This is a genomic window from Streptomyces sp. NBC_00448, from assembly GCF_036014115.1.
In the GTDB taxonomy this organism is placed as follows: Bacteria; Actinomycetota; Actinomycetes; order Streptomycetales; family Streptomycetaceae; genus Actinacidiphila.
On record NZ_CP107913.1, the window covers coordinates 6583625 to 6609289 of the forward strand.

16 protein-coding genes are annotated in these 25665 nt (G+C 75.6%); 13 read left to right on the top strand and 3 right to left on the bottom strand.

Translation table 11 applies throughout. The annotated features are described in order from the left end of the window. Window positions 1-10: 10 nt before the first annotated feature. The gene (locus OG370_RS28415) at window positions 11-973 is read left to right on the top strand and encodes a zinc-binding dehydrogenase (RefSeq protein ID WP_328469144.1); all 963 of its coding nucleotides are present in this window, start codon (window positions 11-13) and stop codon (window positions 971-973) included. Here OG370_RS28415 and OG370_RS28420 read toward each other — a convergent pair. The 3 genes from OG370_RS28420 to OG370_RS28430 all read right to left on the bottom strand — a co-directional run bounded on the left by OG370_RS28420 (window position 963) and on the right by OG370_RS28430 (window position 3308). After that, window positions 963-2015: a PadR family transcriptional regulator gene (locus OG370_RS28420; protein ID WP_328469146.1), complete on the bottom strand. Its 1053-nt coding sequence runs from the start codon at window positions 2013-2015 to the stop codon at window positions 963-965. The two genes, OG370_RS28415 and OG370_RS28420, sit on opposite strands and share 11 nt — an antisense overlap. Window position 2016: 1 nt before the next feature. After that, window positions 2017-2952 (bottom strand): DUF4097 family beta strand repeat-containing protein, encoded by a 936-nt coding sequence (locus tag OG370_RS28425; protein ID WP_328469148.1) that lies wholly within the window; start codon window positions 2950-2952, stop codon window positions 2017-2019. 173 nt (window positions 2953-3125) lie between these two features. Next, on the bottom strand, window positions 3126-3308 hold the full coding sequence (locus OG370_RS28430) for a DUF6104 family protein (RefSeq protein WP_328469150.1): 183 nt from the start codon (window positions 3306-3308) through the stop codon (window positions 3126-3128). Between the two features lie 470 nt (window positions 3309-3778). On the opposite strand from OG370_RS28430, the gene OG370_RS28435 reads away from it, so the two are divergent. The 12 genes from OG370_RS28435 (at window position 3779) to fxsT (OG370_RS28490) (ending at window position 25596) form a co-directional block, all read left to right on the top strand. Beyond that, window positions 3779-5866 (top strand): VMAP-C domain-containing protein, encoded by a 2088-nt coding sequence (locus OG370_RS28435; protein WP_328469152.1) that lies wholly within the window; start codon window positions 3779-3781, stop codon window positions 5864-5866. Window positions 5867-5902: 36 nt separating this feature from the next. Next, window positions 5903-6925 carry an AAA family ATPase gene (locus OG370_RS28440; protein WP_328469154.1) on the top strand — a complete coding sequence of 341 codons (1023 nt, stop codon included), beginning with the start codon at window positions 5903-5905 and terminating at the stop codon, window positions 6923-6925. A 7-nt stretch (window positions 6926-6932) separates the two neighbouring features. After that, on the top strand, window positions 6933-10502 hold the full coding sequence (locus OG370_RS28445) for an SAV_2336 N-terminal domain-related protein (protein ID WP_328469156.1): 3570 nt from the start codon (window positions 6933-6935) through the stop codon (window positions 10500-10502). 263 nt (window positions 10503-10765) lie between these two features. After that, on the top strand, window positions 10766-10969 hold the full coding sequence (gene fxsA / locus OG370_RS28450; protein ID WP_328469158.1) for an FxSxx-COOH cyclophane-containing RiPP peptide: 204 nt from the start codon (window positions 10766-10768) through the stop codon (window positions 10967-10969). Window positions 10970-11232: 263 nt separating this feature from the next. Continuing rightward, window positions 11233-12486, top strand: coding sequence for an FxsB family cyclophane-forming radical SAM/SPASM peptide maturase (locus OG370_RS28455; RefSeq protein WP_328469160.1), 1254 nt, complete (start codon window positions 11233-11235; stop codon window positions 12484-12486). Then, window positions 12483-14000, top strand: a complete 1518-nt coding sequence (locus OG370_RS28460) for an aKG-HExxH-type peptide beta-hydroxylase (RefSeq protein WP_328469162.1) — start codon at window positions 12483-12485, stop codon at window positions 13998-14000. The genes OG370_RS28455 and OG370_RS28460 overlap by 4 nt, the downstream gene beginning before the upstream one ends. A 96-nt stretch (window positions 14001-14096) precedes the next feature. Beyond that, the gene (gene fxsT, locus OG370_RS28465; RefSeq protein WP_328469164.1) at window positions 14097-17105 is read left to right on the top strand and encodes an FxSxx-COOH system tetratricopeptide repeat protein; all 3009 of its coding nucleotides are present in this window, start codon (window positions 14097-14099) and stop codon (window positions 17103-17105) included. A 57-nt stretch (window positions 17106-17162) separates the two neighbouring features. Further along, window positions 17163-17540, top strand: a complete 378-nt coding sequence (locus OG370_RS28470; RefSeq protein ID WP_328469166.1) for a CU044_2847 family protein — start codon at window positions 17163-17165, stop codon at window positions 17538-17540. Next, complete coding sequence (locus OG370_RS28475; protein WP_328469168.1) at window positions 17537-18577, top strand: AAA family ATPase; 1041 nt, start codon at window positions 17537-17539, stop codon at window positions 18575-18577. Before OG370_RS28470 ends, OG370_RS28475 begins: the two co-directional genes overlap by 4 nt. Then, window positions 18574-20553 carry a magnesium chelatase gene (locus tag OG370_RS28480; RefSeq protein WP_328469170.1) on the top strand — a complete coding sequence of 660 codons (1980 nt, stop codon included), beginning with the start codon at window positions 18574-18576 and terminating at the stop codon, window positions 20551-20553. The genes OG370_RS28475 and OG370_RS28480 overlap by 4 nt, the downstream gene beginning before the upstream one ends. Continuing rightward, window positions 20540-21979, top strand: a complete 1440-nt coding sequence (locus OG370_RS28485) for a CHAT domain-containing protein (protein ID WP_328469172.1) — start codon at window positions 20540-20542, stop codon at window positions 21977-21979. Before OG370_RS28480 ends, OG370_RS28485 begins: the two co-directional genes overlap by 14 nt. After that, window positions 21976-25596 carry an FxSxx-COOH system tetratricopeptide repeat protein gene (fxsT, locus tag OG370_RS28490; RefSeq protein WP_328469174.1) on the top strand — a complete coding sequence of 1207 codons (3621 nt, stop codon included), beginning with the start codon at window positions 21976-21978 and terminating at the stop codon, window positions 25594-25596. The genes OG370_RS28485 and fxsT (OG370_RS28490) overlap by 4 nt, the downstream gene beginning before the upstream one ends. Window positions 25597-25665: the final 69 nt, after the last annotated feature.

The window sequence follows — 25665 nt, forward strand, 5'->3', positions numbered from 1 at the left end:
GGGTCGGGGGATGTTTGCCGTGTATGCCGGGTGTATCGATGCGGAGCAGCCGCTGCGGGGGCTGGAGTCGGGGGAGCGGCCGGAGCCGCCGGAGCGGCCCGGGTGGACGAGGGTGAAGGTGCGGGCCGCCTCGCTCAACCACCATGACCTGTGGTCGCTGCGGGGGGTCGGGCTGAGCGAGGAGAGCCTGCCGATGATCCTCGGCTGCGACGCGGCCGGGGTGGACGAGGACGGCAACGAGGTGGTGCTGCACTCGGTGATCGGCCAGACCGGCCACGGCGTCGGCCCGCGCGAGCGACGCTCGATCCTCACCGAGAAATACCAGGGCACCTTCGCCGAGCAGGTCTCCGTGCCGACGTGGAACGTGCTGCCCAAGCCGCCGGAGCTCTCCTTCGAGGAGGCGGCGTGCCTGCCCACCGCGTGGCTGACCGCCTACCGGATGCTGTTCACCAACGCCGGGGTCCGGCCGGGCGACTCGGTGCTCGTGCAGGGCGCGGGCGGCGGCGTCGCCACCGCCGCGATCGTGCTGGCGAAGGCGGCCGGCCTGCGCGTCTACACCACCAGCCGCAGCCCCGCCAAGCGCGCCAGGGCCCAGGGGTTGGGCGCCCACGGCGCGTACGAACCGGGCGCCCGGCTGCCGGAGCGGGTGGACGCGGTGATCGAGACGGTCGGCGCGGCCACCTGGTCGCACTCGGTGAAGTCGCTGCGCCCCGGCGGGACCCTGGTGATCTCCGGGGCCACCAGCGGCGCCAACCCGCCGGCGACCGAACTCAACCGGATCTTCTTCCTGGAGTTGAAGGTCGTCGGGTCGACCATGGGCACCAAGGAGGAGCTGGAGGACCTGCTCGGCTTCTGTGCCACGACCGGGGTGCGGCCGGTGATCGACTCGGTGCTGCCGATGGACCGGGCCCGGGAGGGCTTCGAACGCCTTGCGGAGGGCGAGGCGTTCGGCAAGGTGGTGCTCACGACGTAGGCCCGTGGCCGTGCAGCGCGGCGGAGATGTGCGCCGCCGCGGCCGACAGGTGGCGCCGTACCTCGCGCAGTTGGCGGTCGGTGACGCCGAGGTCCCGGGCGGTGTCGCGGATGTCGTCGCGGAAGCGGTCGAGGAGCCGTTCGAGGTCGCGGCGCGGGTCGTCGGAGGGCGGCAGGCCGTCGTCGGGTTCGGTGTCGCGGCCGTCGGCACCGGCGGGCGGTGCGGACGGCGCCGGTGCGGCGGGCGGGCCCGGGGGAGAGTGCGGGGTCGGCGGCGCGGGAGGCGTCGGAGCGCCGGGTGCCGCGGGCGCGGCGTGGGGCGCCGGCGGGGGAGAGGCCGGCGGCTGGCCGAACTGGCCCAGCTCGCGGGTGAGTTCGGCGAGCCCCTCGCGCAGCCCGCTCTGCCAGTCGCCGCCCTTCGCGTGCGACTGCACCTGCTCCTGCACCTGCCGTGCGATCCGCTGCATCTCGTCGCGCGCGGTGTCCATCGCGTCGCGCGCGGCCTCGCGGGCGGCCTTGGCCTGGCGGCGGGCGTCGCGCGCCTCCTCCTTGGCCCGGCGGCTCTCCTCCTTCGCCCGCTTGGTCTGCTCCTTCCACTGCCGCTGGGCGTCGCCGAGCCCGTGCCGGCCCGCGCCGGGGTGGCCGTCGGGCCCGGTACGGGCCTGCTGGGCCGCGGCGCGGACCTCGCGGCGCAGGTCCCCCGCGGCGCCCCGGACGTCCTCACGGATCTCGGCGGCCAGCGAGGAGACCGACTCGCGGATCTCGGCCTCCAGGCCGGCGATCTCGTCGGCGCGGGAGGCGAGTTCGGCCCGGCCGTCGGCGGTCAGGGCGTACACCTTGCGGCCGCCCTCGGTGGAGTGGGTGACCAGGCCCTCCTGCTCCAGCTTGGCGAGCCGGGGGTAGACGGTGCCGGCGGAGGGCGCGTACAGGCCCTGGAAGCGCTCCTCCAGCAGGCGGATCACCTCGTAGCCGTGCCGCGGGGACTCGTCGAGCAGCTTGAGCAGGTACAGGCGCAGGCGGCCGTGGGCGAAGACGGGGGGCATGTCAGACGTCCTTCCGCAGCGAGGGGGTGTCGCCGCTCGTGTCACTCGGCCCGCCGGAGCCGGACGGTTCCGCCGGTCCTGCCGCTTCCGCGGGTCCCGCTGGTCCTGCCGGGCCCGCCGGGTCGTCCAGCGGTGGGCGGCGCAGCAGTGCCAGCGACCCGGAGACCGTGGTGGCCTTGAGCCGCGCGGTGCCGCTGCCGATGATCCCGGTGATCCGCTTGGCGCCCCAGTTGCCGGAGACCCGCAGTTCCTCGAAGGCGCAGAAGACGTTGCCGCTGGTGGTGTTGACGTCGACCTCGGCGTCGCCCGGTTCGGGGATGCGCAGCGCGATCTCGCCGGAGACCGTGGTCAGCCGCACCTCGCCACCGCCGGACGGGTCCAGGTCGAGCACCATGTTGCCGCTCACCGAGTCCGCCTTGACCTCGCTGCTGCCGTCGACCACGGTCAGGTTGCCGGAGACGGTGCTGAACCTCAGGTCGCCGGAGAGCGACTGCGCTTCGACGTTGCCGCCGACGGTGTGCGCCTTCACCGAGCCGCTGAGGCCGACCAGGGTGGCGTCGCCGTTGACCCCCTGCACCGTGGTGGCGCCGCTGATCCCGGAGACCACCGCGTTGGCGCCCACCACGCCGACCTCGACCCTGGTGTGCTGCGGCACCGCGAGCGAGATCTCCGCGCGGCGCGCCCAGCCCTTGCGGTCCCACCACTTGGAGAACGCCTTCCACTCCATGTCGTCGTAGCCGACGCTGAGGGTGCCGTCCTTCAGCCGCACCTTCAGTGGCGAGCCCTCCAGCTCGGTGATCTCCACCCGGGCCGGGCCGTCGTCGGTGCCGACGACGTTGATCGCGCCGTTGACGATCCGGACCTTCAGGGTGTCGATCAGCTCGTCGAAGACGAACTTCTCCGGTTCGGCGACGTGCCGCTCCGACGTGCCGCTCATCTTGCCCCTCCTCGGGTGCCCGCCCAACGCAACATATCGCGTCTTCTGAGAGACACGATATATCGCGTGCTGCGCAAGTCAAGCAGTTGTCGTCGGGAACCCCGTGTTTCGGACGGGGACCCGGGGTTCCGGAGGGGAATCCGGGGGTCGAGAAGGGGCCCGCGGGCTGCCGGCTACTCGTCCTCGTCCTCGTCGTCGAGCCGGGCCAGCCAGGTGGCCAGCCGCTCGACCGGCACCTCGAACTCGGGGTTGAGGTCGACGAACTCGCGCAGCCGGTCGGCCAGCCAGTCGAAGCTCACCTCCTCCTCGCCGCGCCGGTCTGCCAGCTCCTCGATACCGCGGTCGGTGAAGTACAAGATCTGCTCCGGAACAGGGGTGGGACGGGCGACGGACGGGCAGGAAAAACGCAGCAACCACCGGGGCGGCGAGCCGCCCGGGGCGGGCCGCGAGGCCGGCGGCCCGCGTGGCCCGCACACCGTCAAGGATAGGCAGTGTCCGGGAAGGCCCCCATGCAGGTCGGGCGGGAGATAACCTTCCTTGCACTACCCGGCAGTGGGGGGAATGAGCGCGTGCGGACGTCGGCGATCGGCCAGCAGGCCGCGGTATGCGGCGCGGCGCGTGCCCTCGTGCGGACCACGGGGAGCACGGCGACGACGCGGACCGCGGGGTTACGGCCCGCGGGGACCACGCGGACCACGGCCACGGTGCGGCCCGCGGCGGCGCGGCCCGCGGGGATGCGGCCGGTGGGGGTGTCGCGGCCCCTGGGGCCGATGGGAGCCGCCGCCCGCGCCGCCGCGTGCGCCGATGGCGGGGCAAGGGGCGCACGGTGACGTCCGGGGGCGCATCGGAGCAGCTTGGCCAGGCTGCCGAGATCCTGGTCCCGCTCGCCGAGGAGGCCACCGTACGCATTCACGGCGCGGAGGCCGGGAATCCTCTCCTGGGCAGTGGCTTCTTCGTCGCGCCCAACTGGGTGCTCACCTGTGCCCATGTCGCGAGGGCCGAAGGGGAGGTGACACTCGTGGGCGCGCCGCGCAAGGAAGTGCGCGTCGGCTACCGCGACCAGCTCCTCGCGGGCGTCGTCGAGTGGGCCCAGCCCTCCGGCCCGGCCTCCGGCATCCCCGGCCAGAACCAGGGCCAGGACGCCGGATACGGCGGCGCGGCGGCCGGCTTCGGCGCCGGCGGCCGCGGCCCGTCCGGCTGGCCGGCCCCCGACCTGGCGCTGATCCGGCTGGTCGACCCGCTCGACCACCCCTGCGTGTGGCTCACCGAGCGCACCGCCAAGGGCTACACCACCAACCCGGTCGCGTACTTCGGCTGGCTGCCGCTCGGCGGCATCCTCATGCCGTACAGCGGCCGGTGCGTGATCAGCGGCCAACTCGGCGCCGGTGGCGGTGGGTTGCTCCGGCTGAGCAACGACGACGAGATGCCGCAGGGCCTGTCCGGCGGGCCGGTGGTGGACCTGGTGCGCGGCGAGGTGATCGGCGTGCTGCAGGCCCGCCGGGCCGAGCGGGACGGCGGACTCGCCGTCAGCATCCAGCAGTTACGCCTCCTGCCGACCGCCGAGAACCCGGCCGACGACCTGTACCACCGGGTGATGACCGCCCACGACCTCTACCACGCCGACCACCACAAGTTCCTGCTCAACCGGGACTTCTACGGCTGGACCGAGGCGCACAGCGAGATCGGCGCCGCCGCCGGCCGCGCCCTGACCCCCGGCCGCCGCACCACCCTGCTCGGCCTGCTCGCCCAACTCCCGCCGCCCTCCGGCGCCCGCGCGCTCGGCGACCTCGTCACGGAGGTGCGCGGCGGCGCCGGCCAGGGCTTCGCGGTCGCCCCCCGCGCCTGGCGCGACGGCCTCGGCCTGCTCTACGACCTGCGGCGCGGCTCCGAACTGGAGGCGGTGCTGCGCTACGCGGTGCTCGCCGCCACCGCCGAACGCCCGCAGTCCGCCCAGGAGTCCGACGAGCGGGAGCTGTGGGAGTGGGCCCAGTCCACCGCGGCCGACCAGGGCCTGAGCATGCTCTTCCGCAACTCGCTGATAGGAGAGCGGATGTCGCGGCTGCGGGCGCGTGGCGCGGAGGTGCCGCCGCAGGCCGGCACCGAGCCGGCGCTGCGGGCGCGTGGAGAGGCCCAGTTGGAGATCATCCCGCGCGGCTGGGAGCCGGACCGCTTCGACTGGCGGGTCACGGTGTCCCCGGAGAGCGGCGAAGTCGACTGCGTGCACGAGGACTTCCACGGCACCGCGGTCGCCGACCTGCCCGCGCGGCTGGCCGCGCCGCTCGCCGAGGCGTTCCGCCGCTGCGACGAGCCCGGCTATGTCGCCGCGCTCCAACTGGCCGTGCCCGGCTCGCTGATGGCCTTCGCCGCCGACACCTGGCGGCTCGATCCGGACGGCACCACGCTCGGCGCGGTTCGCCCGGTCGTGGTGCGCCGCACCGACCCGCCGTCGGACACCGACCCGGCCGTCGCCGAGGAGCGGCTCAGCCGCTGGCAGACCCTGCACCGCCGGCTGCCCCGTACCGAAGTGCTCGACTGCCTCGACTCGCAGCAGCAGTCGCTTCCGGAGGACGCCGAACTGCGCTCCCGGCCAAGGGAGATGCTGCCCGTGCTGTGCCGCAGCGGCGCCACCGCCCCCGAGGCGCTGCACCGGCTGCTGCGCTGCGGCTACTCGGTGGCGCTGTGGCGGCGCGACGAGATCGAGTCCCAGCGGATCTGCTCGGACCTCCACCGCGGCCTGCCGCAAGCCGTCCACGCCGCCCGGACGGCCGCCGGCCTGCCCGCCCAACTCGCGGGCCTGCGCGCCGCCGTCGCCAAAGGTGTGCCGGAGATGTTCTGGTCGGGCGGGCTGGCGCTGCTCTACGACGATCCCACCCGACCCCTTCCAGGAACCGACGAGCTGCTGGAGACTCCATGACGAACACCGACGCCCGGGATCGACGGGGGTATCGCGATGAGTGACGGGACCGAGTCCGGCGCGGCCGGCGAATGGCTCATCTACCGCGGCACCGGCGAACCCCACACCGGCATGGACGGTCTGCCGGAGCCGCCGCCGTGGCGGGACTTCGACGGCGGCCCGCTGGTCGGCAGCGGCCCGGGCCCGGACAGCTCCTCGGCCCGGCGGCTGGGCGCGTACCGGCACATGGCCGAGATGCACCGGCCCAGCCCGGAGGAGCTGGAGATGGTCAACGCGGCGCTCTACCTGCGCCGCCCGCTGCTGGTCACCGGCAGCCCCGGGGCCGGCAAGAGCACCCTCGCGCACGCGGTCGCGTACGAACTGGGCCTGGGGCGGGTGCTGCACTGGCCGATCGTCAGCCGCAGCACCTTGCAGGACGGCCTGTACCGGTACGACGCGATCGCCCGGCTCCAGGACACCCAGATCGCCGCGAACTCCGGCACCGTGCCGCCCGGCGGCATCGGCAGCTACATCCGGCTCGGCCCGCTGGGCACCGCGCTGCTGCCCACCGCGCAGCCCCGGGTGCTGCTCGTCGACGAGCTCGACAAGAGCGACATCGACCTGCCGAACGACCTGCTGAACGTGATGGAGGAGGGCGAGTTCGGCATCCCGGAGCTGGAGCGGCTGGCCGAACGCGAGCCGCAGGTCGACGTGTTGACCGACGACGGCAGCCGCGTCACGCTGCGTGAGGGAAGGGTGCGTTGCCGGGCCTTCCCGTTCGTGATCCTGACCAGCAACGGGGAGCGGGACTTCCCGCCGCCGCTGCTGCGCCGCTGTATCCACCTGGAGCTGGGCCGGCCCGACCACGAACGGCTCTCGACCGTGGTGCGCGCCCACCTCGGCGACGAGGCCGCGACCGTCGGCGACGACCTGGTGCAGCGCTTCCTGGAGCGCTCGCGCAGCGAACTGCTCGCCACCGACCAGCTGTTGAACGCGATATACCTCACCCACCACGCGGCGCCGCCGTCCCGCGCCCGGCTCGCGGACATGCTCATCCAGCGGCTCGACAGGCCCAGGTGAGGCGATCATGGCCGAGAGGGGCCCCGGACGGCAGCCCGACGACCACCGTGCCGACGACGACCTGACGGCGCGCACCGCGCCGAACGGCGGCACGCACGGTGGGCCGGAGAGCGGCCCGGCCGACGGCCAGGAAAACAGCCAGGAGACCAGCTCGGAGAGCATTTCAGCGAGCACTTCGGAGAGCGGTTCGGACAGCGGCACGGGCGCCGACCCGGGCGAGGGCACGGGCGCGGCCACGGGCGGCGGCGCCGACCCCGGTGACCGCGCCGCCGCGCGCGCCCCGGACCCGCTGACCCGGGTGGTCAGCGCGATCAGCCGGGCCGGACTCGACCCCGACCCCGCCGAGATCGCCGACGCCCTGTGGCTGGCCCGCTGGTCGCGCCCGACCGCGCGGCCCGACCCGGAGACCCTGGTCGGCCCGCACAGCGGCAGCACCGGCGCCGGCGTGGAGTACCCGCGCGCGCACCGCCCCGACGGCACCGACGGCGCCGGCACCCGCCTGGTGCCCCCGGCCCAGCCCCCACCGGTCCACGTCCCCCCGGAAGACCGCGTGATCAGCCTCTACCCCGGCGAGGGCTACCCCGGCCAGGTCGGGTCCACCCCGGCCGGAGCCGCGCTCGGAGTGGCCGTCCCGGAGGCGGGCACCCTGCCCCAGCTGCTCGAACTCCAGTCGGCCCTGCGCCCGTTGCAGCGCTACCGCAGCCCGGCCCGCCCGCTGCGGGTGGAGCTGGACGAGTCCGCCACCGCCGAACGCGCCGCCCGCGCGGGCGGGTTGCTGCTGCCGGTCTTCCGCCCGGCCTCGCACGGCGACGCCGCGATGCAACTGCTCATGGACACCTCCTCCTCGATGTTCGTGTGGGAGCGGATGCTGCGCGAGCTGAGCAGCGTCTTCGAACGCCTCGGCGCCTTCCACGAGGTGCACGTCCGCTATCTGCACGCCACCCCCGACGGCACGCTCGGTGTCAGCGGCCGCTTCGACCCCGAACCGGCGAGCCTGCGCTCCGCCGAGCAGCTCAGCGACCCCACCGGCCGCCGTATCACCCTCATGGTCAGTGACTGCGCCGGCCCGCTGTGGCGCTCCGGGCAGGCCCACCGGCTGCTGCACCGGCTGAGCCGGCACGGCCCGGTCGGCGTGCTCCAGCCGCTGCCCGCCCGGCTGTGGAGCCGCACCCTGCTGCCCGTCTCCTACGGGGTGCTGCACCGCGCCGAGGGGATGCTGCTCGCCTCGCCGCTGCGGTTCTCGCCCGGCGCGACCGGGGTGCCCGCCGCGCCCGACGCGCTGCCGGTGCCCGTACTGCCGCCCACCGCCGCGGCATTGGGCGCGTGGGCGCGGCTGCTGGCCGGGATGGGCGCGGGCGAGGTGCCCGCGGCCGTCGGCTGGGTGCGCGCCGACCAGCCCGCGGTCCGGGTACGGCCGCGCCGCGCGACGGTGCCGGTGCCCGCGCTGGTCCGCCGGTTCCGCGCCGCCGCGTCGCCCGCCGCCGCCCAACTCGCGGTCTACCTCGCCGCGGCCCCGCTGTTCCTGCCGGTGATACAGCTCGTGCAGCGCACCATGCTGCCCGACTCCGGCCCCGCGGAGCTGGCCGAGGTGCTGCTCAGCGGCCTCGTGGTGCGCAAGAGCGGCGACGACCAGCGGTGGTACCACTTCGCGCCCGGCGTACGGGACGCACTGCTCGGCCCGCTCGGCGTGGACGAGGCGCGCCTGGTGCTCAAGCACTGCTCGGAGTACGTCGAGCAGCGGTTCGGCAAGTCCGGCCCCAACTTCCCCGCCCTGGCCATCACCCAGCTCGCCGAGGGCCCCGGCGACCCGACCGCGGATGCCGCGGTGCGCTCCGCCGTCCAGCACGCCGCTCGCGGCTTCGGGCCCGACGGGTCCGGGTCCGGGGCCGGCCGGGGCGGCGAGGATGGCACCATCACGGAGTCGCGGCAGCCGTTCGCGGAGGTCGCCGCGCGGGTGCTGGAGCGCTTCATGCCGCTGCCCGACGACGGCACCGCCCCCAGCCCGTACTCCGACGCGTACGAGGCGGTGCAGTCCTCGACGGTGGTGCAGCGCGCCCGGGACCTCGCGGACCGGTTCACCGCCGAGGGCATGGTGCAGAACCTGCTGGACGCGGTGGCGATGCTGCGCCGGGCCGCCGCGGAGGAGCGGGTGCGCGGCCTCGACCCGGAGCTGTGGACCGAACTGGCCCAGCAACTGCTGCGGTTGTGGCGGCTGCGCGGCGGCACCGACCTGCTGGGCGAGGCCCGCGAGGCGGCCGAGACCGCCGCCGCCCACCACTCCTCGCTGCCGGCCCGCGCGGTGCGCGCCCGGGTGCTCCAGGCCACCGCCCAGGAACTCGCCGCCATCGGCGACAACCGCGGCGCGCTCGAACTGCTCCAGCGCGCCGACCGGGAGTTCACCGCCGTGTGCGCCGCGCCCGGCCTGGACTCCGCGAAGCAGCTCGACGCCACGCTGGAGCGGGTCGCGGTACTGGAGGAGCAGTGGGCGATCAGCGGTGACACGGCGCTGCTCCAGGAGACGGTCGGAACGCTGGAGGCGGTCGCCGACTCCTGGTCGCCGCAGCGCCCCCGCCCCAGCGAACTCTCCCTCGCCCTCGGGCGCGCGCTGCTGCGGCTGGCCGACGCCGCGGGCAGCCGGGAGCGCAAGCAGACCTACGCGCAGCAGGCCGGCCGCAGTTACGCCGGCGCGCTGATCGCGCTGCGCCGCGAGCAGGCCGCTCCGGAGGCCGTCACCGCCGCGACGCTCAGCCTGGTGGACGCCGAACTCCTGTCCGGCGGAAGGCTGGTGGAGGCGCAGCGGCTGGTGGACCGCGCCCTCGGCGAGACCCGCGACCGGCTGCAGCGGGCCGCGATCCTGGCCCGGGCCGGCCGGATCAGGGTGGCCCGGCACGCCGAGGGCGGCCCGCCCGGTGAACTGGAGGCGGCGGCGGGCCGGTTCGAGGAGGCGTGCCGGCTCACCCCGCGCGACCGGACCGAGTACCGCGACCTGGTGGCCGAGTGGGGCGCGGCGCTGCTGGCCCGGTCGGAACTGCCCGGCGGCTGGACGTTCGTCAACCGGGCGGTGCTGGTGCTGCGGGACTGCCGGATGGAGACACCCGAGTCCGACCCGGAGCAGCCGGAGCGGCTGCTGATGCTGGGGCGCGCGTTGATACTGCGCTACCGGGCCGAGCAGGAACCGGTGGACCTGCGCGAGGCCGAGCAGGTGCTCGGGCTGGCCGCGCAGGGCGCCGACGGGGCGGATCTGGCCGCGCGGATATGGTTCGAGCTGGGCGAGTCGCACCGGCTGGTGCCCCAGCACTCGCGCCGGCCGGAGCGCCTCGACCAGGCCGCCGAGGCGTACCGGAAGGCCGCCGCCGCGGCCTCGGACGCCGCCCGCTCCTCCGCCGAGCCCGAGCCGATGGTGCGGCTGGCGGCCAGGGCGCACCACTGGCGCGGCGACGCCTACGAGACCGCCCGCCGGCCCCGCGCCGCCGTGGACGCCTACCGCGCGGCCCTGCGCCAGTGGCGCCAACTCCCCGACGACGGAGGCGAGGAGGGCCGGGACACCGGCGCGCGCCTTGACGCGCTGACCAGTTGACCGCCGTGTGACCGCCGGGTGGGCGCCGCGTGAGCCGCGCGCGATCCGGCGGCGCCCGCGCAACCACCCTGTTCCGTAAGGTGATGGGGCCGGTGGGTGCGGTAACGGTGGCGACAGCGTGCACCCGGAGGGGCACCATGGACGTGACGGGCGGTGGGGACGGAAAGGCGCGGGAAGAGCGGCACGAGCGGGAACAGCGGTACCAGCGGTACAGCGGGGGACCTGGGGACAGCGGGACGACCGGACGGCTTGGGAGGCGCGCGATGGAGGAACGACCCTACGGCGGCGCGGAGGCGTACAGCGACCCGGCGCTTCGCGAGGCCGGAATCGACCTGCTCGGCATGGACCTGGAGTCGCTGCGCACGGTACGGCACCCGGTACTGTCCGCGCTGGTCAGCGATTTGCGGGAGCGGGTGGCCGCGCCGGGCAGTGAGGCGCTGTGGGGGTTCGACAACGACACCCCGTGAGCGCCTCCGCGCGCCGGCCTGCTTTTGGACGCGCCCCGGAAGGGATACGGCCAATTACCCGTCCGGGTGTTTGCTGCCCGGCGCCCGGCGGGAACAACCGCGAGGGCCGGTGGGAAGTCCCTCGGTGGCCCACGCCCGGGGGAGGTGATGACGTGCGGCACACTGCCGGGGCACCCCGGCGGTCCGGCCCGGTCGGCGCCGCCCCCGCCCCGGGTCGACCAGGAACCGCGCCAGGAGCCGCGCGAGGAGCCGCGCCCGGGCCCATGACCGCGCCGGCACCGGCACCCGTGTCGGACCCCGCACCCGTTTCCGTGTCGGAGCCCGCACCCGTATCCGGACCCGCACCCGAACCGCCTTCGCCGATACGGCAGTTCATCCTCAAGACGCACAGCCGGTGCAACCTCGCCTGCACCTACTGCTACCTGTACGCGGGGCCCGACCACACCTGGCGCGACCGCCCCCGGGTCCCCGCGGACGAGGTGACCGCGCGTACCGCCGCCCGGATCGCCGAACACGCCGCCGCGCACCGCCTCACCGACGTCTCCGTGGTCTTCCACGGCGGCGAACCGCTGCTCGCCGGGGCCGAACGCCTCGCCGCCGACCTCGACGTGATCCGCGCCGCGCTCCCGCCCGGCTGCGCGGTGCACGGCAGCGTGCAGACCAACGCGACCCTGCTCACCCGCGACCGCGTCCGTACCCTCGCCGACGCCGGACTGCGGATCGGCGCCAGCCTCGACGGCGGCCTGCCCGGGCACAACCGCGAGCGCGTGGACCACGCCGGCCGCCCCTCCTGGCCGGCCGCCGCAGCGGGCCTACGGCTGCTCGCCGCCCACGCGCCGGAGGCGTACGGCGGGGTGCTGTGCGTGGTCGACCTGCGGCACGACCCGGTCGAGGTCTACGACTCGCTGCTGGCCTTCGACCCGCCCGCGATCGACCTGCTGCTGCCGCACGGCAACTGGACCAGCCCGCCGCCCGGCCTGCCCGCACCGGCCGACGACCCGGCACCGTACGGCCGTTGGCTGACCACCGTCTTCGACCGGTGGTGGGACGCGCCCGAACGCCGCACCCGGATACGGCTGTTCGAGGAGTGCGTCGCGCTGCTGCTGGGCGTGCCCGCCGCGATCGAGCGGCTCGGCCTCCAGCCGTTCACGGCGGTCGTGGTGGAGACCGACGGCGCCATCGAGCAGGTCGACTCGCTCAAGTCCGCCTACGAGGGCGCCGCCGCGACCGGTCTCGACGTCTTCCGCAACAGCTTCGACGACGCCCTCGCCCACCCCGGCGTCGCCGCCCGCCAGGCCGGCCTCGCCGCCCTCGGCGCCGCCTGCCGGGCCTGCGCCCTGGTCACGGTCTGCGGCGGCGGCCACTACGCCCACCGCTACCGGGCCGGCGCCGGCTTCGGCAACCCTTCGGTGTACTGCGCCGACCTGGCCCGGCTCGTCCGCCACACCGCCCACCGACTCGCCCAGGCGGCCGACACCGGATTCGGCCGCCCCATGACCCGGGAGACCATCCGGTGAACCCGCCCGGCACCACCACCCCCGCACCCGCCCCCGCCGACAGCGCACTACCCGACGAGATGCTGCCCGTACTCGGCAGCACCGGCAGCACCCCGCAGCTGCTGGCCCTGCTCGTCTCGCACCAGCACGCACGCCGGTTGCTGACCCTGCGCGCCCTGCTGGAGGCGGTCATGGACGCGCCCGCCGGCGTCCTGCCGGCCGGCACCGCCGACCGCGTGCTGCGCGACTGGCGGCTGCTGGAGGCCGCCGACCGCGCGGACAGCGCCGCGACCCGCCAGGTCGTGCAGTATCCGCACACCGGAGCCTGGGCCGAGCGATGCCTACGCGCGTTGACCCGGCCCGGGCAGGCGCACCGCGCCGTCGAGGAACTGCCGCACCTCGCCGGGCTCGCGGCGGCCGCCGCCGCCCGCGCGGGCCTGCGCTTCACCGTCGACGTCCCGCTGCGCGACGGCGAGCTGCGGCTGCCCACCCTCGGCGGCCACCGCCCGGCCCTCCTCCCGGCCGCCGGCTCGCCGGCTCCCGGCACGCCCGCGCCCCGCATCCGCGTCATCGGCGAGCCCCGCCGGCTCTGGCTGGTCCCGCTGCCGCCCGGCCCCGGCCCCGGCCCCGCCCGGGCCTCCGGCCAGAGCCCCGACACGCCCGGACCGCTGCCCGGCTCCGTCGAGGTCCGCCTGGGCGCCGACGGCATCTGGCGCTCCGCCGCCCCCGGTTGGCGCCCGCTCCAGGCGCTGCGGCACCCCGACGGCCGCGCCGTGCTGATCGACGACGTGGACCCGTACCGCGACGAGGAGCGGCGTACCAACCCCTACGGCCTGGACATCGCGGACCGGCTCGACCTCGGCGGGCACGCCGCTTGGCGGATCGCGTGGCGCGACGCGCGGCCGTGGCTGCGGCTGGGCGGCCCCACCCGGGCGGCCGAGGTGGGCGCGTTGCTGGACTGCGTCGTGCCGCTGGCCGGCGCGCCCGGCGCGCAGTGCAGCGCCACCCGGGGCGAGGCGTTCGGGGCACTGCTCAGCAGCACCCCGCGCGACGGCCTGGAGCTGGCCGCGACGCTGGTGCACGAACTCCAGCACGCCAAGCTGCTGGCCGTCTCCCAACTGGCGGTGCTGCACACCGCGGACGACACCCCCGGCTACTTCGCGCCCTGGCGGCCCGACCCGCGGCCCTTCGACGGGCTCTTCCAGGGCGCGTACGCCCACCTCGCGCTCGCCGACTTCCACCTGCGGGCCGCCAAGGCGCTGATCGACCCGGCCCGCAGGGACGCCGCCTGGGCCGACCACTGCCGCTGCCGCGAGCAGGTCGGCGCCGCGCTGCCGCAGCTCCTCGGCGCGCGGGCGCTCACCCGGCAGGGCCGGGCTCTGGCCAACGCGATGGCGGCGCATCACACTCGGCTCAAGGAGCACGCTCCGCCGGACGGCCACCTGGCCCGCGCCACCGCCTACGTCGAGACGGCCCGGGTCATCTGGCGGCGCCGACGGGCGCAGATGACCACGAACGGGCGCGAACCGGCATGACGACGCGTCAACGGGGGAGCATTCGGTGTAGTTTCTGGCGCAGCCACCTGTCGCACCGTCAGAGGACTACGCGCGTACAACGAGGGAGTCGGTCGCATGGCCGGAGGGCGGAACACCGCTTCATCAGCAGCCGGGCGGGGGCCCGTGACGATCAGCTTCGCGGGGTACAACCGGGCGTGGGCGGCGTGGATCGCCAGCCGGCTGGAGCGGCACGGCCTCCAGGTGTCGATGCAGCGCTGGGACGTCATTCCGGGGGCCAGCATCGAACAGGGGCTGCGCGACCTGCTGCTGTCCGAGGGCCGGGTGCTGGTGGTGCTCAGCGAGTGGTACTTCCGGCTCGGCCCGCGTGACCCGGACGAGTGGAACTCGGCGCTGCGCGAGGTGGTCCCGGAGAACAGCGACCGCTTCGCCGCGGTCTGCGTCACCGCCGCCGCGCTGCCCAGCGCCGCCGCCGCGCTGAGCGCGGCCGACCTGTGGGGCCTGGGCGCGGTCGAGGCCGAACGCCGGGTGCTGACCCGGCTGGGCATCACCCCGCCGCGCACGTCGCCCAGCGACACCCTCATCGGCCTGGGCGGCCCCCGCTTCCCGCTGGAGCAGCCCGCGGTCTGGGGCGGCGTGCCCCGCCGCAACACCCGCTTCACCGGCCGCGAGGCACTGCTGTTCGGGCTGCACCAGGAACTCACCTCCGCCGAGCCCGGCGCGGGCGTGGCCACCCTGCACGGCCTGTCCGGCGTCGGCAAGACCCACATCGCCACCGAGTACGTCTACCGCTTCGGCTCCGAGTACGACGTGGTGTGGTGGGTGCGGGCCAGCGAGCGCGGCACCCTGCGCGAGAAGCTCGCCGGCCTCGCCCCGGCCCTCGGCCTGGTCACCGGGCGGGAGTACGGCGAGCGGCTGCGCGCGGTCCGTGACGCGCTGCGCCGCGGGGACCCGTACTTCCGCTGGCTGGTGGTGCTCGACGGCGCCGACCAGCCCGAGGAGATCCACGACCTGGTGCCCACCGGGCCGGGACACGTGCTGATCACCTCGCAGAACCGTGAGTGGGGCGAGCACAACAGCGCGCTGATCGAGGTGCCGGTCTACGACCGCGACGAGTCGGTGGCGTTCGTACGCCGCCGCGCTCCCCGGCTCGACCTCGCCGACGCGGACAAACTCGCCGACGCGCTGGGCGACCTGGCGCTGGCGCTGGACCAGAACGCGGGCGCCCTCAACGACTCGAACATGCCGGTCGACGAGTACATCGGGATGCTCCGGCACGGCGCGGACGTGGAGTCCGGGCTGAAGGTCGCCGCCGACTTCCAGATGACGTACTTCACCGCGTTCTCGATACTCCTCAACCGGCTGCGCGAGGACAAGCCCGAAGCCGTCGACTTCCTGCGGCTGTGCGTGTTCTTCGCGCCGGGGCCGATCCCGATCCGGCTGCTGCGCGACCTGCCGATCCGCGACGTGCCCGAGCAGCTCGCCGGGCTGATGGACGACCCGCTGCTGTGGAACTCGGCGGTCAGCAAGCTCGCCCAGTGGTCGGTGATCCAGTCCGACCCGCCCGAGACCGACAACGAGGAGTCGGTCGGCACCAACGAGGTCATCCAGATGCACCGGCTGGTCTACCAGGCGGTGCGGGCCGACATGCCCCAGGACGAGCAGAGCCTGTACTCCCGGGTGGTCCGCAAGCTGCTCGCCGCCGCCGACCCCGGCCGCCCCAACGACACCCGGCTGTGGCCGCGTTACGCCGAGATCGTCCCGCACCTGGAGGCGTCCCACGCGCTGGAGTCCACCAACCCGGACATCCAGCTCACGGTGCTGAACTGCCTGCGCTACCTCTACCTGTCCGGCGAGTACCGCACCGCGCAACGGATCGCCGCGACCGCCGCCGAGACCTGGCCCCGGCTGCTCGAACCCAGCCACCCCCGGCTGTGGGACCTCGCCCACCACCAGGCCAACGCGATCCGCGCCACCGGCGACTACGAGACCACCGAGGCCATCGACCGCCGTGCCTACGAGCAGTTGAGCCGCGACCGCGGCGACGGCGACCTGCTCGCGCTGCGGGCCGGCGGCGGCCTCGCGGCCGACCTGCGCGCGCTGGGCCGCTACGACGAGGCGCTGGCACTGTCGGTGCGGGTCCGGGACGGCTACCAGGAACTGGTCGGCGGGCAGGACTCCCGCACCCTCGTCGCCCAGAACAACATCGGCCTGACCCTGCGCCTGCTCGGCCGCTACTCCGACGCCTTCCGGCTGGACCAGGTGACGATGGAGGCGCTGCGCGAGCTGCTGCGCGACCGCCACAACTGGACGCTGTCGTCGGAGAACTCCTACGCCCACGACCTGCGGCTGCTCGGCCGCTACGAGCAGGCCACGTCGGTGCAGGAGCGCAACGCCGAGATCCACCGCACGGTGCTCGGCGCCGACAACCCGCAGACGCTGCGCGCCGAGCACAACCTCGCGCTGTGCTACCAGCGCGGCGGTGACCGGCCGCGCGCCGCGAACCTGCTGGCCCGGCTGCTGGAGCGCTGCGACCGGGTGCTCGGCGACACCGATCCGCTGACCGTGCGGGTGGCGGCCACCTTGTCCACGTTCGAGCGCGAGCACGGCGACCTGGACCGGGCCCGGGAGCAGGGCGAGCTCGTACTGGCCCGGTACCGGCAGCAGTTCGGCGACGGCCACCCGTACTCCGCGGGCGTGCTGGCCAACCACGGCCTGCTGCTGCGGGCGGCCGGCGAGCGCCAGCAGTCCCAGATCGAGGTCGAGGACGCGCTGGTCGCGATGACCCGCGTGGTCGGCGAGAACCACCCCTGGACGCTGGGCTGCGCGCTCAACGTCGCGGCGGCCCGGAACTTCAGCGGCGACCCGGAGAGCGCCGTGGAGCTGAGCCGGATCACCGCCGACAAGGCCGCGGCCGGGCTCGGCAAGGAGCACCCGCTCACGTTGTCGTGCCGGATCGCGCTCGCCACCGACCTGCGCAACCTGCGCAAGCGCCAGGAGGCCGACAAGGTCGAGGAGGAGGCGCTCGAAGCCCTCTCCCGCACGCTGGGCCCGCAGCACCCGCACACGATCTCGGCCCGCTCCCGGAGCCGTCCGTACTGGGACTTCGAGCCGTTCAGCTCCTGACCGGGCCACGCCCGCCGTGACCCGCGCACGCCACAACCGCCATGGGGGACGAGGAACATGTCCATAGTCAGCGGCCCGCCCGCCACCTCGGGCGCGCCGCCCGTCTACGTCCAGGTCGAGCCGGGCCCGGCCGCCGTGCCGGGTCCGGTCGGCCCCGCCGAAGGGGTGTACTCCGGCGAGACCCGCGGCAACCCGGCACGCCGCGTCGCCGAGCTGTCCCGCGACGTGTACGAGGACGGCATCGCGCTCGCCTGCCGCTGCGCGGAGATCGCCGCCACCCGCTTCCGGGCGCTGCCGGACGGGACCCGGCCGGACGAGGTCGAGATGCAGGTGGGCATCAAGCTGGACGCCTCGCTGGGCGCGTACGTCGTGCAGAGCTCGGCGGAGGCCCAGTTACAGGTGACGTTCCGCTGGCAGTCCGGCACCGCGTCGTGACGGCCGGGACGGAGCGGGGCGAGGCGGAACCGGGCGACGCGGAACAGAGCGACGCGGGGCAGGGCGCACCCGAGCAAGGGGACCCGGGGCGCGGGGGAGACGGCGGGCCGCCGCGGGGGATCGCGATCCTGCCGTACAGCTACGTCGTCGGCCAGGACGAGTTGAAGCTGGCGCTGGAGCTGAACTTCATCGCGGACGCGATCGGCGGAGTGCTGATCTCCGGCCAGCCCGGCACCGCGAAGTCCACCGTGGTACGGGCGTTCGCGCTCATGGCCCGCGGCCGGCTGCCGGTGACCCTCACCATCGACGCGACCGACGACCGCGTACTCGGCGGCTGGGAGCTGAACGCGCTGCTGCGCGGCGAGACGAGGGAGCAGCCCGGACTGCTGGAGGCCGCCCACGCCGACGGCCTGCTCTACATCGACGAGGTCAACCTGCTCAACGACCACGTCGTCAACATCATCCTCGACGTCTCCTCGACCGGGGTGCTGTCCGTGCAGCGCGAGGGCATCGACAAGGTGATGAGCGTCAACTTCGGGCTGGTCGGCACGATGAACCCCGAGGAGGGCGGGCTACGGCCCCAACTCCTGGACCGGTTCGGCCTGATGGCCACCGCGCAGCCGCTCGACGCGGACCAGCGGCACGCCATGCTCCGCGCGGTGCTGCGGTTCGACGAGGAGAGCGGTGACCCCGGCTCGGCCTGGCTCGCCGAGGGGCACCGGCTCGACCGGGAGCGCCGCGAACGGCTCCTCGCGGCCCGGGCCCGGCTCTTCGACGTCGAGGTGCCCGACGCCGTGGTCCGGCGCTGCGCCGACATCGCCGCCGCGCTCCAAGTGGTCGGCCACCGCGGCGAGGTGGTCATGCTCCAGGCCGCCCGCGCGCACGCCGCCGCCGAGGGTGCCCCCGCGGTGACCGCCGCGGACCTGCGGGCGACCGCGCCGCTCGCCCTGCGGCACCGCCGGCCCGAGAGCACCCACGGCGGCTCCGCCGACTGGACCCCCGACGACCTCGCCCGCCTCGACGACCTCCTCGCATGACCCCGCCCGACACCTCGCCGTCCGGCACCACGCCCCCTGACGCCACGCCCGCCGGCCGCACGCCGCAAGGCACCTCGCCCGCCTTCGACCGCCTCCTGCGCGTCCTCGCCTGCGCCGCCGCCGACCCCCACCTCACCGGCGTCCTCCTCTTCGACGTCCCGCCCGAGCTGGCGGCTCCGGTCGCCGGCGTGTTCGCGTCGACGGCCATGGACGCGGTCCCGCGAGGGGAGCCGGCCGGCATCCGCAACGGCCTTCCCGGGCAACAGGGTTCGGCCGCGGCCGCAGGGCCGGTGGTGCGGTTGGGCGCCGGGGTGCGGGAGGACGACCTGTGGTCGCGTACGAGGCTGCGGCCGGCGGGCGGCCGGATCACGCTGGAGGTGCTCGGCGGCGACCTGGTGGAGGCCGACCCCGCCGCGCCGCCGCGGGTCGTGATCGTGTCGGACCTGGCCCGGTTGCCGCTGCCCGGACTGCGGGCGGCGGTCACGGTGCTGGGGGCGGACGTGGCCGCCGTCGAGCGCCACGGGGTGAGCGAGGTGTGGCGGCCGCGGGCCCGCTGGCTCGCGTTCTGCCGTACGGAGGACGCGGGCCGGGTCTCCCCGCACCTGCTGGACCGCTTCCCGCTGCGCCTGGCGGTGCCCGACCTGCGGCTGCCCGCGGACCCGGTGGCCGCTTGGCGGGGCAGCGGCGTACGGCAGGCGCTCGTGCGGCTCGCGGCGCGCGCCGCGGCCGGCGGCAGGGACTGCGGACCGCCGCTCGACGAGGACGCCCTCGCCCGCGCGGCCGACCTGGCCCCGGGGGAGCGGCGAGCCGTCGCGCTGGCCCGGATCGCCCGCGCGCTGGCCGTACTCGGCGAGGCCCCCGCCCCGGCCACCACCGCGGAGCACGTCGCCGAGGCGGCCCGCCTGATCGGGCTCGCGCCGGGCGGCGCCCACCGTCCCGCGCCCGGCAGCCCCGAGGAGCCCGCCGAGTCGCCGCGCAGCGAGCCCCTGCCGCCCGCGGAAGCGGCGCCCGCCCGCCCACCGCGCAGCTCCGGGCCCGGCACCGCCACCCGCACCGCCGAACTGCCCGCACCCGGGCCCGAGGAGCCGCTCGGGCCCCTCGCCGACCACGCCCCCGACCCCCCGGGCAACGACCCCTACCCGGAGGACGAGGCCGAGCCGCTGCGGGAGTTCGCGCCGCTGCGCGCGGCGTGGCGGCGCGACGCGGGCCCGGCGGCCGACCGCGGACCGGTCACCGGCATCCGCCGGGCCACCGACCTGCGGGACCTCGCGCTCGTGCCCACCGTCATCGAGGCGGCCAAGCACCAGTGGCTGCCCGGCCGCACCCGCCGCGGCGGCGGCGTCGTGATCAGCCCCGCCGACCTGCGCAGCCACGCCCGCGCCGTGGAACCCGAGCGGATGCTGGTGCTGCTGCTGGACCACACCAGCCGGCCCGAGTGGGAGTGGCCGCAGGCGCTCGCGCCCTACGTGCAGTGGGCGTACGCGGCCCGCGCGACCGTCGCCGTCGTCGAGGTCGGCGGCGCGTCGGCCGCCGACGAGCTGCGCGCGCAGACCTTCCACGCCCGCAACGTGCTCGACCCGCGGCTCGCCGAAGCGCTCTACCGGCCGCCGGGCCGGGCCACCCCGCTGGCCCACGGGCTGCTGCTGGCCGCCCAGTTGGTGCGCCGCGCGTTCCAGCAGCAGCCGACCGCGCTCGCCGAGGCGTGGCTGGTGGTGGCCAGCGACGGCCGCGGCAACGTACCGCTGCGCACCAGCCTCACCGGCCGGCACGACGGGCCGGTGGGCCGGCGCGGGGTGCAGGACGCGCTCGCCGCCGCGGGCCAGTTGGGCGCGCTGGGGCGGATGCGGCTGCACTGCGTCGTGCTGGACACCGGCGCGCAGCCTTACGCCGAGCTGCCGTTCGAGCTGGCCGACGCGCTCGGCGGGTGCGTGGTGGCCGGTCCTGGAACGCGGGGGGACGCCGATGCCGCCCTCTGACCGGATGCGGCGGGCCGCCGAATGGCTCACCGGAGGCCGCGTGGTGGGCCCGGGCACCGGCCCGCGCAGCCCCCGGCCGGAACGGCTGCCCGCGCCCCGCCCGGCGCGGGCACCGGAGGCCGCCGTGCCCGACGGCGCGCCCGACGTGCTCGGCAGCGTCACCGCCGACCCCACCGAACGGCTGCCGGACGGGCTGGTCCAACTCCGCGTGCAGCGGGTGCGATCCGGCGACGACGAGCCCGCCTACCTGCTCACCGGCGCCTGCGGCGGCCCGCCCACCCGGCCGTACCTCTCGCGCACGCCCCAACTGCCGCCCACGAACATCAACCTGGACCGGGTGCGCGCGGGCGGCGCCGTACCCAGCCAGTTCTACCGCGCGGTGCGCCACTGGTCGCACCGGCAGCGCCCGCTGGTCGGCTGGCTCAACGAGCAACGGGACCGGCACGGAACCGCGTTGCACCTGGTGATCTGGGACGACACCGAGTACGAGATCCCGTGGGAGATGCTGCTGCTCAACGACGGCGGCGATACCGGGCCCGACCTGCCGCTCGGCGCCGCCGTACCGGTCGCGCGCTGGACCACCATCAGGGAACTCCAGCGCCCGCTGCTCGACGAACCCGCGCACTGCTCGGGACGGGTGGTCGGCTACTTCGACGAGCGGATGCGCCAGGACATCGGTGTCTTCTCGCCCTTCGAGCACGAACCGCACACCGACGTCGACGGGTTCCTCGACCGCCTCGACGAACGCCGCCGCGGGAACGGGCCGTCGGCCGCGCCCGGCTCCCCGGACCGGACGGACGGCGCGACGGGGGAGTACGGCGCCGCGCCCACCGGACCAGGCAGCGCACCTGACGCACCCGCCGCGGACCCCGGGATCGGCCTGGTCTACATGGGCTGCCACGGCACCCACGGCAAGCGCATCGACGACCTGACGGCGGGCATGCTCACCTGGTACGAGATGGACGAGCCGGCGATGAGCGCGCTGCGCGGCGGCAGCGGGACGGGCGGCACCCTGGTGTGCCTCAACGTCTGCCACTCCGGCCGGCTGGTGGACAACAGGGGCGGCGGTGAGGACGCGTTGCGTGGCTTCTCCGAACTCTTCCTGCGCAAGGGCGCCAAGGCGTGCATCGCCACCCGCGGCGAGGTCGAGGAGACCGAGGCGCGGGCCCTGCTCGGGCACCTGGTGGAGCACGCCCGCCGCAACCCGGGCCAGCCGATCGCCCACATGCTCCGCGACTTCCGTGACGACGCGGTCAGGAATCTGCCCCGCCAGATCCCGCGCACCCAGGAAGCCGGCGGCGGCCAGGACGTCGAAGCCCAGCGCCGCGTGCTCTCGCTGCTCTACCACTTCATGTACGTCTACTACGGCCACCCGCAGACCACCCTCCAACTCGCGCCCCGCCGACCGGGATCGGCGGCACCGTGAGCGACGAGGGCGCGCGGCTGCGCGTCGAACCCGTCGTCGGCCGGCCCCGCGTCGCGGAGGCGGGCCGCGGCTACCTCGTCACCGTCGACCTGCGCAGCACCTGCGACCCCGACGCATGGCCGTACGAGCAGGAGGAGTTCGCCTTCGGGATCGCCCTGGACGGCAGCCCGCACCTGGTCTGCGAAGCGCTGGGCCACCCGTCCGTGGTGCTGCACCGCTTCGGCGGCACCTACGGCCCGGCGCGGTTCGTGGTCACCGCGGGCGCCGAGCCGGGCCCCGCGCTGCTGCGGCTGTCGGTCTTCAACGCCCATGGGGTGCCGGTGCGTACGGCCGGGCTGCCGGTCGAGGTGGTGGCGGCGGGCGCGGGACCGGCGGACGGCGCGACCGAGGGCGTCCCGCTGCGGGTGGCGGCGGGCGAGGGCGAAGGCGAGGCCGCGGGCGGCTACGGCGCCGGGTCGTACGGCGAAGGGGCTTACGGCGAAGGGCCGTACGGGCTGACCCCGCCTCCCGTGGTCGCCGCGCCCGAGCCGGCACCCGGCCCCGCACCGGACGCCGAACCCGAGTCGGCACCCGGCCCCGAGCCGGAGCCCGATGCCGAGCCCGACGGCGCCCCGCACGCGCGCGTCACCATCAGCTACGCCGGCACCGACCGGCCCTGGGCGGTGTGGATCGCCCACCGCCTCGAACGCCAGGGCGTCCAGGTGTCGATGCAGCGCTGGGACGTCGCCGCCGGCGCCGCCGGTGCCGCCGTCGAGCAGGGGCTGCGCGACCTGCTGCTGTCCGGGGGCCGGGTGCTGGTGGTGTTCAGCGAGTGGTACTTCCGGCTGGGCCTGCGTGACCCGGACGAGTGGAACTCGGCGCTGCGCGCGGTGGTGCCGGACCACAGCGACCGCTTCGCCGCGGTCCGCGTCACCGCCGCCGAACTGCCTTCGGCGGCAGATCTGTTGGGGGTCGTGGACCTGCGGGACGTGGACGAGGTCGAGGCGGAGCGGCGGGTGCTGGCCCGGCTGGGCGTCCCGTCGCGGCGCACGTCGCCCGACGACACCCTCGGCGGCTCGGGCGGCTCGGGCGGCTGGGGCGCCCCGCGCTTCCCGCTGCGGCCGCCCGCGGTCTGGGGCGGGGTGCCGCGCCGCAACTCCCGCTTCACCGGGCGCGAGGACGTGCTCGCCCTGCTCCACCGCCGGCTCACCGAGGCCCCGCCGGGCGCGGCGGTCAGCGCGCTCATCGGCCTGTCCGGCGTCGGCAAGACCCACGTCGCCACCGAGTACGTCCACCGCTTCGCCGGCGAGTACGACGTGGTGTGGTGGGTGCGGGCCAGTGAACGCGGCGGCCTGCGCGAGCAGTTGGCCGGCCTGGCCCCCGTCCTCGGCCTGGTCACCGGGCGGGAGTACGGCGAGCGGCTGCGCGCGGTCCGGGACGCGCTGCGCCGCGGGGACCCGTACTTCCGCTGGCTGGTGGTGCTCGACGGCGCCGACCAGCCCGAAGAGGTCCACGACCTGGTGCCGACGGGGCCGGGGCATGTGCTGATCACCTCGCAGAACCGGGAGTGGGGCGAGCACAACAGCGCGCTGATCGAGGTGCCGGTGTACGACCGGGACGAGTCGGTGGCGTTCGTACGCCGCCGCGCGCCGCGGCTGGACGTCTCCGACGCGGACAAACTCGCCGACGCGCTGGGTGACTTGGCGCTGGCGCTGGACCAGAGTGCGGGCGCACTCGACGACTCGAACATGCCGGTCGACGAGTACATCGGGATGCTCCGGCACGGCGCGGACGTGGAGTCGGGCCTGAAGATCTCCGCGGACTTCCGGATGACGTACTTCGGCGCGTTCTCGATCGTGCTCGACCGGCTGCGCGAGGACACGCCGGAGGCCGTCGACCTGCTGCGGCTGTGCGTGTTCTTCGCGCCGGGGCCGGTCCCGGTCCGGCTGCTGCGTGACCTGCCGGACCGCGGCGCGACCGGCGACGGCGTCGCCCCCGAACTCGCCTGGCTGACCACGGACCCCGAGCGGTGGGACGCGGCCATCGGCAAGCTCGCCCAGTGGTCGGTGATCCAGTCCGACCCGCCGGACACCGACGGCGAGGAACCGGCCGGCGCCGCCGAGGTCATTCAGATGCACCGGCTGGTCTACCAGGCGGTGCGGGCCGACATGCCGCCGGAGATCCGCGACCGCTACGCCGGGGTGGTCCGGGACGCGCTGGTCGCCGCCGACCCCGGCCGCCCCAACGAGCCCGCCCGGTGGCTGCGTTACGCCGAGATCGTGCCGCACCTGGCGGCGTCCGGCGCCCTGGAGTCCGCCGATCCGGTCGTCCAGACCACCGTGATCCGCTGCCTGCGCTACCTGTTCCTGTCCGGCGAGTACGGCGCCGGTCTGCGCATCGCCAGCCGCGCCAACGAGCACTGGCCGCAACTGCTCGACCCCGGCGACGCCCGCCTGTGGGACCTCGCCCACAACCGCGCCAACCTGCTGCGCGCGCTGGGCGAGTACACCGAGAGCGAGGCCCTGGACCGGGACGCGTACGAACGGCTGCGGGCCGACCGCGGCGGCGCCGACCTGCTGGTGCTGCGCGCGGCCGGCAGTCTCGCCGCCGACCTGCGCCACCTCGGGCAGTACCGCGAGGCGCTGGACTTCGCCGAGCTGGTGCGCACCGGCTACGCCCGGATCGGCGACGAGGCGGGGGAGTTGACCGCACAGAACAACACCGCCGTCACCTTCCGGCTGCTCGGCCGCTACGGCGACGCGCTGGCCCTGGACGCGCGGACCCTGGACGCCCAGCGGGCCCGGCTGGGCGCCCGCCACTCCCGCGCCCTGTCGTCGGAGGACTCCTACGCCCACGACCTGCGCCTGCTCGGCCGGTTCGAGGAGGCGCTGCGGGTCCAGGAGGGCAACTGCGCCCAGCACGCGGAGGTGCTGGGCCCGGACAACCCGCAGTCGCTGCGGGCCGAGCACAACCTCGCGGAGTGCCAGGGCCAGGCCGGCGACGGGCCGAGGGCGTGCGCGACGCTCGGGCGGCTGATGAACCGGTGCGAGCGGGTACTCGGCGACACCGACCCGCTGACGCTGCGGGTGGCCGCGTCGTACTCCTGCTACGAGCGCGAGCACGGCGACCTGGACCGGGCCCACGAGCTGGCCGGCACCGTACTGGCCCGCTACCGGGGGCAGTTGGGCGACGGGCACGCCTACACCGCGGGCGCGCTCGCCAACCACGCGCTGGTGCTGCGGGTGGCGGGGGAGCGGGCGGAGGCGTGCGGGCAGGCCGAGGCGGCGCTGGCGGCGATGGCGCGGGCGGTCGGCGCCGGGCACCCCTGGACGGTCGGCTGCGCCCTGAACGCCGCCGTCGCGCAGGGGGAGACCGGCGACCCGGCCGCGGTCGGGACCGCCCAGGACGCGGCCGCCCGCGCCGAACAGGCCCTCGGCGCCGCCCACCCGCTGGCCGTGCTGTGCCGGCTGGCGCACGCCGCCGCCCTGCGGCACGCGGGCCGTGCCGACGCGGCGGACGCCCTCGACCTGGAGGCCGTGCGCGCCCTCAGCGGCGCCCTGGGGCCCGGCCACCCGCGCACGGCGGCGGCCAGGGCCCGCGCCCTGCCGTTCTGGGACTTCGAGCCGTTCAGCGCGTAGTCCCGTAGTCCCGTAGTCCCGTAGCCCCGCCGGCCCGCAGCCGTGTCGCCGCGCTGCCGCGGCCGCAGC